This is a genomic window from Streptomyces sp. NPDC101165 (assembly GCF_044768135.1).
Lineage (GTDB): Bacteria > Actinomycetota > Actinomycetes > Streptomycetales > Streptomycetaceae > Streptomyces.
Window position 1 is genome coordinate 167,634 of record NZ_JBIWPG010000002.1, and the last position, 11,609, is coordinate 179,242.

An 11,609-nucleotide genomic window follows, 5' to 3' on the forward strand; every position below is an offset into this window, starting at 1 on the left:
GCCCCTTGTCAGGCCGTCCGGATACCGGACGGCCTGACATTTTTTTGACGCCCTAGCTGCGATTCTCGTTCTGGCGGGATCAAACGGATGGCGAAGGGATTGACGATAAATGACCTTGGAAAGCAAGGTCGGATTCCGTTACAGCTTGATGGATGCATCTACAGGGCGCCACAGCCTACGAAAGTGATGCCGCGTGAGCCTTGCGTGAACTACGAATTCCGAAGGTAAACAGCCATTGACGCGGCGGTTTTCGTCGGGGTTCTCTATGCAGCGCCGGGAGCGGACGAGACGAACGCAAGACGAGCCGCCGGAGGCGATAGCGCTCCCGACCCCACCCTCAGTCGCACGAGTCGATCGGAACCGCCGCATGACCGACACGCTCCGCCCTGTCGAGACAGCCGTCATAGACGCTTCCGGGGCCCCTGGCAGTCCCCAGAAGCTCAAGCGTTCCATCGGCGTCGTCGGCGGCACCCTGCTGACGCTCTCGTGCGTCACGCCCGCCTCCACGCTGTTCGTGGTCGTCCCCGACCTCTTCGGCTCCCTCGGTACCGCCACCGCCCTGACGATCGCCATCGGCTCCCTCCTCTGTATCGCCGTGGCGTTCTGCTACTCCGAGCTGGGCACCCTCATCCCCAGCGCGGGCGGCGAGTACGCGATGGTGTCGACGATGGCCGGGCGGCTCGCGGGCTGGCTCGTCTTCGTCCTGTCCCTGCTGGTCGTGATGATCGTCCCGCCGGTGATCGCGATGGGCACGGCGGACTACCTCGCCCCGATCGCGCACCTCGACCCGTCGATGACCGGCGCCGGCGTGATGCTGCTCGCCACCCTCGCGGGCCTGCTCGACCTGCGCGCCAACGCCTGGATCACCGGCATCTTCCTGGTTCTGGAGGTCATCGCCGCCGGTGTCGTCGCCCTCCTGGGCTTCACCCACAGCCACCGCGGGGCCGGCAGCCTGGTCTCCATGCAGGTGGCCGGCGAGAACGGCCACACGAACACCGTGACGGCCATGCTGGTGGTCTCCGGGCTCGCCATCGCCCTCTTCGTCACCCAGGGCTTCTCGACCGCCGTCTACCTCTCCGAGGAGCTGGAGCACCCGCGCCGCAACGTCGCCCGCACCGTGCTCGCCACCCTCGCGATCTCCACCGTGATCATCCTGGTCCCGGTCGCCGCGATCACCATGGGCGCCTCCGACCTCAAGGAGCTGACCGGCGGCGACATCAGCTCCATGGTCACCGCCTGGTCCAACTCCGCGGTCGGTACCTTCGTCAGCCTCTGCGTGGCCCTCGCGATCATCAACGCGGGCATCGTCATGGTCATCCAGAACTCCCGCGTCCTGTTCGCCTCCGCCCGCGACAAGGCCTGGCCCGAGCCGGTCAACAACGTCTTCTCCAAGCTCGGCCGCTTCGGCTCCCCCTGGGTCGCCACGCTCGCGGTCGGCGTCCCCGGCGCGCTGCTCTGCTTCGTCAACCTGGACACCCTGTACGGCGTGACGGGCGTCTCGGTGACCGGCATGTACCTGCTGGTCGCGGTCGCCGCCCTGCTGGCCCGCCGCGGCTCCCACAAGCACACGCCGGCTTGGCGGATGCCGCTGTGGCCCGCGATGCCGGTCGTGCTGATCGCGGTCCTCGGCTACATCCTGACCCAGCAGGAGGCGAGCTACCTGCTGTGGACCGGTGGCATCACCGCGGCCGCCACCCTCTACTGGGTCTTCTACCTCCGCCCGCGCCGGGAGACCCGCTGGCTGGTGTCGATCCCGGAGGACGCGCAGGCGTAACGAACCCGCTCGACATCCCCGCGTCCTCGCAGCCCGCACCGTGCCGGGCGGCGAGGACGTCGTCGTACCACGCCTGAAGTACACCGGGGCGGACCCGTACTCCCCAAGGAGGGCCCCGGGTTCAGCCCGGCGGCCGCATCCGTTGTCGGAGGCGGACCGTACCGTTGAGGCATGGATCTTCACCAGCCCCCGGAGGGGCGCGCCGGGGTCGAGGGGGTGAGCACGGTCGCCCCCTCGACCCCGGCTGAGGCGCCCCTCCGGGGGCGAATGGGGCAGGGCAGGCCCGCGTTGCGCGGGCTGCTGAAGGGGCCGCGGCGGCTAATGGCTGCCGCGGCCGCCGTCGTGGTGCTCGCCGGCGCCGGCACGTGGACGGCCGTCGCCTCCGACGACGCGCCGCCGGTGCACCGGAGCGACCGGGTCATGACCATGGGCGACGGCACGCGCATCGACACCTCGTACTTCACGGGCACCGCCGCCGGCCGCCGCCCCGCCGTGCTGCTCGGGCACGGCTTCGGCGGCAGCAAGGACGACGTACGGCAGCAGGCCGAGGACCTCGCCCGCGACGGGTACGCGGTGCTGACCTGGTCCGCGCGCGGCTTCGGCCACTCCACCGGGAAGATCGGGCTGAACGACCCGAAGCACGAGGTCGCCGACGTCTCCCGGCTCATCGACTGGCTGGCGAAGCAGCCCCAGGTACGCCTCGACAAGCCGGGCGACCCCCGCGTGGGCGTGGCCGGCGGCTCCTACGGCGGCGCGATCTCCCTGCTCGCCGCCGGACACGACCACCGCGTCGACGCCATCGCACCGGCCATCACCTACTGGAACCTGGCCGACGCCCTGTTCCCGAACGGCGTGTTCAAGAAGCTGTGGGCCGGCATCTTCTTCAACACCGGGGGCGGCTGCGCCAGGTTCGAGCCGGAGCTGTGCCGGATGTACGACCGGGTCGCCGAGTCCGGCACGCCGGACGCGGCCGCCCGCGAGCTGCTGGAGCAGCGCTCGCCGTCCGCGGTCGCCGACCGCATCAAGGTGCCCACCCTGCTGGTGCAGGGCCAGACCGACTCCCTGTTCACCCTCGCCCAGTCCGACGCCGCGGCGAGGGCCGTCAGGGCGAACGGCGCGCCGGTCGACGTCGACTGGATCGCCGGCGGACACGACGGCGGCGATCTGGAGAGCGGCCGGGTGCAGGGGCGGGTGCGGGCCTGGTTCGACCACTACCTCAAGGGCGACACGTCCGCCGACACCGGCCCGGCCTTCCGCATCACCCGCACGGGAGGCGTCGACGCCACCGACGGCGCCGCCCAACTGCGCGGCGCGAGCGCCAAGAGCTATCCCGGCCTGCACGACCACCGGCGGACCATCGCCCTGACCGGCCGCGAGCAGCGCTTCGCGAACCCGGCCGGCGCCAGCCCGCCCGGGGTCTCCGCCCTGCCCGGCCTCGGCGGGACCGGCGGCCTCGCCCAGCTCTCCGCGCTCGGCGTCGGCATCTCCCTCGACTTCCCCGGCCAGTACGCGAAGTTCGACTCGGCACCCGTGACCGCCGACCTCAGGATCACCGGCTCGCCGACCGTGACGGCCCACGTCACCTCCACCGGCGAGGACGCCGTCCTGTTCGGCAAGGTCTACGACGTCGGCCCCGACGGCACCCAGCAGGTGCTGCCCGCCCAGCTCGTCGCCCCCCTCCGGGTCACCGGCGCCCGCACCGGCAAGGACGTCACGATCACCCTCCCGGCGATCGACCACGAGGTCCAGAAGGGCCACCGGCTGCGCCTGGTCCTCGCCTCCACCGACCTCGGCTACGCCTCACCGGCCGCCCCGGCCACGTACACCGTCGCCCTCCGGGGAGACCTGAGCGTGCCGACGGCGCCCGCCGTCACCACCGCGGCGGCACCCCTGCCCGCCTGGGTGTGGTGGCTGCCTCTGGCCGGAGCCGCGGGTGCGCTCGCCCTGCTGTTCACCGGCCGCCGCCGTACGGCCGCCCCGACGCCCGACCCGGCACTCGCCGAAGTTCCGCTGCAGATAACCGACCTGAGCAAGCGGTACGCCAGGTCCGCCGACAGGTACGCGGTGCGCGAGCTGTCCTTCCGCGTGGAGAAGGGCCAGGTCCTCGGCCTGCTCGGGCCCAACGGCGCGGGCAAGACCACCACCCTGCGCATGCTGATGGGCCTGATCAAGCCGGACGGCGGCGAGATCCGCGTCTTCGGCCACGCCATCCGGCCCGGCGCGCCGGTGCTGTCGCGGGTCGGTGCCTTCGTGGAGGGCGCGGGCTTCCTGCCGCACCTGTCCGGCCGGGAGAACCTGGAGCTGTACTGGCGGGCCACCGGCCGCCCGCCCGAGGACGCGCACCTGGACGAGGCCCTGGAGATCGCCGGCCTCGGCGACGCCCTCGCCCGCGCGGTGCGCACCTACTCCCAGGGCATGCGCCAGCGCCTCGCCATCGCCCAGGCCATGCTCGGCCTGCCCGACCTGCTCATCCTGGACGAGCCCACCAACGGCCTCGACCCGCCACAGATCCGCGAGATGCGCGAGGTGATGATCCGCTATGCGGCCGCCGGCCGCACGGTGATCGTCTCCAGCCATCTCCTCGCCGAGGTCGAGCAGTCCTGCACCCACCTGGTGGTGATGGACCGCGGCCGCCTCGTCCAGGCGGGCCCCGTGGGCGAGATCGTGGGCTCCGGCGACACCCTGCTGGTCGGCACCGGCACACCCGTGGAGGAGCCGGTCGTGGAGAAGGTGGCCGCGCTGCCCGGCGTCGCCTCCGCCGTGCGCACCGAGGACGGGCTGCTGGTCCGCCTCGAACCCGGCGGCACCGCCGAGCGGCTGGTCGTGGAGCTGGTGCGCCTGGAGGTGCCCGTCGCCTCGGTCGGCCCCCACCGGCGCCTGGAAGACGCCTTCCTCACCCTGATCGGAGGTTCCGCATGAGCACGCTCGCCGAGCGCACCGAGACGGCCTCCGGCTACCGCGCGGGCCGCACCCTTCCCCTGCGCGTGGAGCTGATCCGCCAGCTCAAGCGGCGCCGCACGCTGATCATGGGCGGGATCCTGGCCGTCCTGCCGTTCGTGCTGCTCATCGCCTTCGCGATCGGCGGCGACCCGGCAGGACGCAACGGCCGGGTCACCCTGATGGACACGGCCACCGCGTCCGGCGCCAACTTCGCCGCGGTCAACCTGTTCGTCTCCGCGGGCTTCCTGCTGGTGATCCCGGTCGCCCTGTTCTGCGGGGACACGGTCGCCTCGGAGGCCGGCTGGTCCTCGCTGCGCTATCTGCTGGCCGCGCCCGTGCCCCGGGCCCGGCTGCTGTGGTCCAAGCTCGCCGTGGGGCTCGGGCTGAGCCTCGCCGCGATGGTGCTGCTGCCGGTCGTGGCCCTCGCGGTCGGCACGGCCGCCTATGGCTGGGGCCCGCTGCAGATCCCCACCGGCGGCGCGCTGGACTCCGGTACGGCGGCGCAGCGGCTCGTGGTGGTCGTGGCGTACATCTTCGTGTCCCAACTGGTCACCGCGGGACTGGCGTTCTGGCTGTCGACCAGGACGGACGCCCCGCTCGGCGCGGTCGGCGGCGCGGTCGGCCTGACCATCGTCGGCAACGTCCTGGACGCGGTCACCGCCCTCGGCCACTGGCGCGACTTCCTGCCCGCGCACTGGCAGTTCGCCTGGGCCGACGCCGTCCAGCCGCACCCCGAGTGGTCCGGCATGATCCAGGGCACCGCGATTTCCATAACGTACGCCCTGGTGCTGTTCGCCCTGGCCTTCCGGGGTTTCGCCCGCAAGGACGTGGTGTCCTAGGTCACCGGAGGATCACCCGCCGGTCTCGACGGGCCCTCGCCGTGGCCGGTTCGAGACGCATCCGCAACACCCTGGGGCGCACGTTCCGGCACCCCGCGCCGTCACAGTCGGCAGAGGTCGCACAAGCCGACGTCAACCGACGCAGGGGGAACGCGAGATGGAGCGGAACCGGACACAGCGAGCACGACGGATACGCGGCACGCTGCTCGCCCTCACGGCGGCGGGCAGCCTGCTGCTGACGGCCTGCGCGGCGGGCGGCACCGAGGACCACACCAACAGCGCCGACAAACACGGCCTGCCCGCCCCCGCCCCCGGCCGGCACGACCGGGGCGACGCCAAGGGCTTCGAGACGGCCCCGTCCGACGACCACCTCTCCACCTTCGCCCTCGACGTCGACACCGCCTCCTACACCTACGCCCGCCGCACCCTCGCCGACGGCCGCACACCCGACCCGTCGACGGTCCGCCCCGAGGAGTTCGTCAACAGCTTCCGCCAGGACTACCGCCGCCCCGACGGCAACGGCTTCTCCGTCACCGTCGACGGCGCCCGCACCGCCGGGCCGGACTGGTCCCTGGTCCGCGTCGGCCTCGCCACCCGGGCCGCCGAACCGACGCAGAAGCGCCCGCCGGCCGCGCTCACCTTCGTCGTCGACGTCTCCGGCTCCATGGACGAACCCGGCCGCCTCGACCTCGCCAAGCAGTCCCTCGACACCATGACGGACCGGCTGCGCGACGACGACTCGGTGGCCGTCGTCACCTTCAGCGAACACGCCGAGACCGTCCTGCCGATGACCCGTCTCGGCAGCCACCGCGGCGAGGTCCACGACGCCATCGACGGCCTGGAGGCCCAGTCCTCCACCAACCTCGGCGCGGGCGTCGAGACCGGCTACGCCACCGCCGTCGAGGGACTGCGCAAGGGCGCGACCAACCGGGTCGTCCTCGTCTCCGACGCCCTCGCCAACGAGGGCGAGACCAGCCCCGACGCGATCCTGCGCCGCATCGACACCGCTCGCCGCGAGCACGGCATCACCCTCTTCGGTGTCGGCGTCGGCAGCAACTACGGCGACGCCCTCATGGAACGCCTCGCCGACAAGGGCGACGGTCACACCGCCTACGTCTCCGACACCGACGGGGCCCGCGAGGTCTTCTGCGAGCAACTCCCGCAGAACATCGAGCTGACCGCCCGCGACGCCAAGGCCCAGGTCGCCTTCGACCCGGACACCGTCGCCGAGTTCCGCCTCGTCGGCTACGACGACCGCAAGGTCGCCGACGACGACTTCCGTGACGACCGCGTGGACGGCGGCGAGGTCGGCCCCGGCCACACCGTGACCGCCCTGTACGCGGTGCGCACCAAGCCGGGCGCCGACGGCCACCTGGCCACCGCCACCGTCCGCTGGCTCGACCCCACCACCCGGGCCCCGCACGAGGAGACCGGCGCCCTGGAGACCGGCGCCCTCAAGGACTCCGTCTGGGAGGCGAGCCCCCGCTTCCAGGTCACGGCGGTCGCCGCCTACTTCGCCGACGCCCTGCGCGCCGGCGGCACCGACCACGGTCCCGCCCTCCCCGGCGCCCCCGGCCTCACCCGCCTCGCCGCCCGGGCGGCCACTCTGGCCGACGTCACCGAGGACCAGGACGTCCAGGCCCTCGCCGACGCGATCCGGGAGGCGCACGACACGGACACCGGGGACTGAGACACCGCACGTCCCATTGACCCTTCCTTACTTCGGAGTAAGTTGACGTCCCGGCAGGCAGGTTCGAGCCACCACCGGGAGCCGTCATGGGCGTACGCAGGGATCTGAAGCGGGCACAGCGGCGCACCGACCTGGCGGCCCGTGGCTCGGCCGAGATCGTCAGGGACGGGACGGGCGCCGTGCGCGAGGTGCGGGCGGCGCCCCTGGCACCGCCGCTCGCCGTCGGCTCCCTGGCCGATCTGCCGTTCGCGCACGCGGCCGAGACCCCGGACGCGGTGCTGCTGCGCCGCCGTACCGAGGGCGCCTGGCGCCCGGTCACGGCGGCCGCCTTCGCCGCCGAAGTCACCGCCGTCGCCAAGGGGTTGATCGTCGCCGGACTCGAACCCGGCGGCCGGGTCGCCGTGATGTCCCGCACCCGCTACGAGTGGACCGTCCTGGACCTCGCGATCTGGGCGGCCGGCGGCCAGTCCGTGCCCGTCTACCCGACCTCCTCCGCCGAGCAGGTGGAGTGGATCGTCCGCGACTCCGGCGCCCGGTACGTCGTCACCGAGACCGCCGAGAACACCGCAACGGTCACCACCGCCACCGCGAACCACCCCCGGCCGCCACGCCTTTGGCAGCTGACGCCGACATCAGCCTCCCCCACGCTCGAACCTGGCTCGCGCGGGGGGACCCCCATCGCGGCGGGGGGCGCGGTCGCCGACCTCACCGCCCTGGGCCGCGATCTGTCCGACGACGAGGTCGCCAAGCGGCGCGCCGCCCTGACCCCCGACACCATCGCCACCCTCTGCTACACCTCCGGCACCACCGGGCAGCCCAAGGGGTGCGTCCTCACCCACACCAACCTGCACGCCGAGGCCGCCAACACCCTCGAACTGCTGCACCCGGTCTTCCAGGCCGTCACCGGCCGGACCGCCTCCACCCTGCTCTTCCTGCCGCTCGCCCACATCCTCGGCCGCACCCTGCAACTCGCCTGCCTGATGGGCCGGATCGAGACCGGCCACTTCCCGAGCGTCAAACCCGACGAACTCCGGCCCGCGCTCAAGGAGTTCCGGCCCACCTTCCTGGTCGGGGTGCCGTACCTCTTCGAGAAGATCCACGACACGGGGCGCGCCACCGCCGAGAAGATCGGCCGCGGCGCCTCCTTCGACCGCGCCGAACGGATCGCCGTGCGCTTCGGCGAGGCGTACCTGAGGAAGTTCCTCGGCACCGGCAAGGGCCCGGGGCCCGGCCTGTACGCCGCCTGGGCCCTGTACGACCTGCTGGTCTACCGGCGCATCCGCAAGGAGCTGGGCGGCCGTATGCGGTACGCCATCAGCGGCGGCTCCCCGCTGGACCGCGACCTCAACCTGTTCTTCCACGCGGCCGGGATCGTCGTCTACGAGGGCTACGGCCTGACCGAGACCAGTGCGGCCGCCACCATCGTGCCCCCGCTCGGCCCCCGCCCCGGTACGGTCGGCCTGCCGATCCCCGGCGTGTCCGTGCGCATCGCCGACGACGGGGAGGTGCTGATCAGGGACGGGGTGGTCTTCGGGTCGTACTGGAACAACCCGGCGGCCACCGACGCCGTCCTCGCCGACGACTGGTTCGCCACCGGAGACCTCGGCTCCCTGGACGAGGACGGCTACCTCACCATCACCGGCCGCAAGAAGGACATCCTCGTCACCTCCGGCGGCAAGAACGTCTCCCCGGCCGTGCTGGAGGACCGGCTGCGCAGCCGCTCGCCGGTCGGCCAGTGCGTGGCCGTCGGGGACAACCGGCCCTTCGTGGCGGCCCTGATCACCCTTGACCCCGAGGCGGTCGCCCACTGGCTGGCGGTGCGCAGGCTGCCCCCGGACACCCCGCTGACCGAGCTGGTCCATGACGAGCGGTTGCGGGCCGAGGTGCAGAAGGCGGTCGACTACGCCAACCAGGCCGTCTCGCGCGCCGAGTCGATCCGCGCCTTCGCGCTCGTCGAGGGGGAGTTCACCGAGGACAACGGACTGCTGACCCCGTCCCTGAAGGTGAAGCGGCACGCCGTGACGGCGGCCTACGCCGAGCGGATCGAGGAGCTGTACCGGAGGTAGCGCACGCGAGCGGCGGGCCACCGGAGGAACCGGTGACCCGCCGCTCGGGAAGTCTGCTCAGCTGTTGGAGTTGCCGTTCGCCGACAGCGCCGAGATGTCGTCCAGGATGTGTGAAGCCGGCTCGTCGCCCTTGGCCTGGGTCGAGTTCTCCGTGCACTGCTGGTTCTGCGGCGCCGACAGAACCGGGATGTCCTGGACGCCGACGTTCGCGATGAGCGCGGCCACCGACTGGACGTTGACCTTCGCCGGCAGGCCGACGCAGGGCTTGTTCACCGAGCTCTGGACCAGCGACAGCTGCGGGCTCTGGTCGCCGAGCGTGCCGGAGTTGCCGAACGAGGACTGGGCTTCGTTGCCGCTCAGCGCCGTGGTGCCGTGGTCGTTGCCGGTGGCAAGGGCCTGGGGAGCGGCCGCACCCGCGAGACCGGCGACGGAGGCGGCGACGGCCGCGGTTGCCCACAGCTTCTTCATGTTCGTTCCCTTTCGAAAGGCGGACTCCGGGGAGGAGTTGCGTGACCGTCAACTGCCCTGGCCGCGCCGGAGTTGCGGGCTTTGCCTCGATTGGAGCAGCGCAGTCCGATGAGGTAATGAACGCCCTGCCTTTGGTGCATCCGGGTGGGCCGGAACAGGCCGACGGGCCGCCGAGAAGTCGGCGGCCCGTCGGGGAGGGCCCGTGCAGGGCCGGGGTGATCTCCGGATCAGTTGTTGCTGGTGCCGTTGGCGGACAGCGCGGAGATGTCGTCCAGGATGTGCGAGAGCGGCTCGTCACCCTTGGCCTGGGTGGAGTTCTCCGTGCACTGCTGGTTCTGCGGCGCGGAGAGGACCGGGATGTCCTGAACACCGACGTTGGCCAGCGCCAGGATGGACTGGGCGTTGACCTTGGCCGGCAGTCCGATGCAGGGCTTGTTGAACGAGCCCTGGATGAGCGCCAGCTGGGGGCTCAGGTCCCCGCTCGTGCTGGAGTTGCCGAACGACTGAACGGCGTCGTTGCCGCTGAGGGCGGTGGTGCCCGTGTCGTTGCCGGTGGCGAGGGCCGGCGACGCAGCGGTGGCGGAGAAGCCGACGACGGAGGCGGCGACCGCGGCGGAGGCCAGAACCTTCTTGATCACTTGCAATTCCCTTCTGGAGAAACCCCGTCCATCGGAGCGTCCTGGTCAACTGCCCATCACGCGATGGGTTGCTGTCCTTCACTCTGATGGCCTACACGCGGACCGTGAAGCATGCGCAAGGGGTGAACGGCAGGGGAATTCCACCGAATCCACCGAGCTGAACGATCCGATCGGGTGATGCCCCGCAACCAATCGGTTCGGGCGCGGTTGATGCGGGGCAGGAACGTGCGTCTTGGCGAGCAGTGAGGAAAGGAAAGCGAAATGCTGAAGAAGGCAATGGCCGCGGCGGCGGTCGCCGCGTCCGTGGTCGGCATGTCGGCGGCGATGGCCCCCCAGGCGCTTGCCATCGGCAACGACACGGGCACCACGGCCCTGAGCGGCAACGAGGCCCAGGAGGCCTTCGGCAACTCCACCACGGGCGGAAACATGAGCCCGCAGGCCACGCTGGTCCAGAGCTCGCTCAACAAGCTGTGCGTCGGCCTGCCGGCGAAGGTCAACGCCCAGTCCATCCTCGCTGCCGTCAACGTCGGCGCGCAGGACATCCCGGTCCTGTCCGCGCCGCAGAACCAGCAGTGCGCGGAGAACTCCACCCAGGCCAAGGGTGACGAGCCGCTGTCGCACGTCGTGGACGACGTCTCCGTTCTGGCGGGCAACGGCACCGGCAACGGCTGACCCGGTCCGGTCCGAATGGCCGCTCGGATGGCGCGCGGAGTTTCCCGCCGCTGCCCGGGCGGCTTTCGCCGTCTTTCGCGGCCCTTCTCGAAGGAGCGTTTCTCCACGTATACGCCAACATGTCAATTCTCTGGAGGCGTTCGAGTGAATTCCAGGACGACTCGCGTTCCGCAGTTTCTTCCGCTGTCTATCCCTCGTTTTACAACCTGCCGGTCATGGTGCGAGCCGTTCAGGCTGTGCTCGCTCGGTCTTCGGCCGTCATAGGGGCATGACCGCAGAGAAGGGAAAGTCCATGAAGAAGAGCGCTGCCGTCGTTGCCGGCGCCATCCTGGCCCTGGGCGGGGCGGCTCCCGCGTTCGCCGACGCCGGTGCCACCGGTGCGGCGTCCAACAGCCCTGGTGTCCTCTCCGGGAACGTGATCGAGGTCCCGGTTCACGTGCCGGTCAACGCCTGCGGGGACTCGGTCGACGTCATCGGCCTGCTGAACCCGGCGTTCGGCAACGCCTGCGTCAACGGCTGACG

At 71.5% G+C, this 11,609-nt stretch carries 9 protein-coding genes; 7 read left to right on the top strand and 2 right to left on the bottom strand.

All coding sequences use genetic code 11. The features are described from left to right. Positions 1-367: 367 nt before the first annotated feature. The 5 genes from ACIRVH_RS04300 (at position 368) to ACIRVH_RS04320 (ending at position 9,309) form a co-directional block, all read left to right on the top strand. Positions 368-1,774: an APC family permease gene (locus ACIRVH_RS04300; protein WP_403948063.1), complete on the top strand. Its 1,407-nt coding sequence runs from the start codon at positions 368-370 to the stop codon at positions 1,772-1,774. Positions 1,775-2,041: 267 nt separating this feature from the next. Then, positions 2,042-4,693, top strand: a complete 2,652-nt coding sequence (locus ACIRVH_RS04305; RefSeq protein WP_403948733.1) for a CocE/NonD family hydrolase — start codon at positions 2,042-2,044, stop codon at positions 4,691-4,693. Then, positions 4,690-5,553 carry an ABC transporter permease gene (locus ACIRVH_RS04310; RefSeq protein WP_403948064.1) on the top strand — a complete coding sequence of 288 codons (864 nt, stop codon included), beginning with the start codon at positions 4,690-4,692 and terminating at the stop codon, positions 5,551-5,553. The genes ACIRVH_RS04305 and ACIRVH_RS04310 overlap by 4 nt, the downstream gene beginning before the upstream one ends. Positions 5,554-5,710: 157 nt before the next feature. Beyond that, the gene (locus ACIRVH_RS04315) at positions 5,711-7,243 is read left to right on the top strand and encodes a von Willebrand factor type A domain-containing protein (protein ID WP_403948066.1); all 1,533 of its coding nucleotides are present in this window, start codon (positions 5,711-5,713) and stop codon (positions 7,241-7,243) included. Between the two features lie 86 nt (positions 7,244-7,329). Further along, positions 7,330-9,309: an AMP-dependent synthetase/ligase gene (locus tag ACIRVH_RS04320; protein ID WP_403948068.1), complete on the top strand. Its 1,980-nt coding sequence runs from the start codon at positions 7,330-7,332 to the stop codon at positions 9,307-9,309. A 57-nt stretch (positions 9,310-9,366) separates the two neighbouring features. Here the strand turns inward: ACIRVH_RS04320 and ACIRVH_RS04325 are convergent, their stop codons facing one another. Then, the gene (locus ACIRVH_RS04325; protein WP_403948069.1) at positions 9,367-9,777 is read right to left on the bottom strand and encodes a rodlin; all 411 of its coding nucleotides are present in this window, start codon (positions 9,775-9,777) and stop codon (positions 9,367-9,369) included. A 227-nt stretch (positions 9,778-10,004) separates the two neighbouring features. After that, positions 10,005-10,415 (bottom strand): rodlin, encoded by a 411-nt coding sequence (locus ACIRVH_RS04330; protein ID WP_403948070.1) that lies wholly within the window; start codon positions 10,413-10,415, stop codon positions 10,005-10,007. Between the two features lie 261 nt (positions 10,416-10,676). On the opposite strand from ACIRVH_RS04330, the gene ACIRVH_RS04335 reads away from it, so the two are divergent. Together ACIRVH_RS04335 and ACIRVH_RS04340 are read left to right on the top strand one after the other, a co-directional pair. After that, positions 10,677-11,087 carry a rodlin gene (locus ACIRVH_RS04335; RefSeq protein ID WP_403948071.1) on the top strand — a complete coding sequence of 137 codons (411 nt, stop codon included), beginning with the start codon at positions 10,677-10,679 and terminating at the stop codon, positions 11,085-11,087. A gap of 268 nt (positions 11,088-11,355) precedes the next feature. Further along, the gene (locus ACIRVH_RS04340) at positions 11,356-11,607 is read left to right on the top strand and encodes a chaplin (protein WP_403948073.1); all 252 of its coding nucleotides are present in this window, start codon (positions 11,356-11,358) and stop codon (positions 11,605-11,607) included. Positions 11,608-11,609 lie beyond the last annotated feature (2 nt).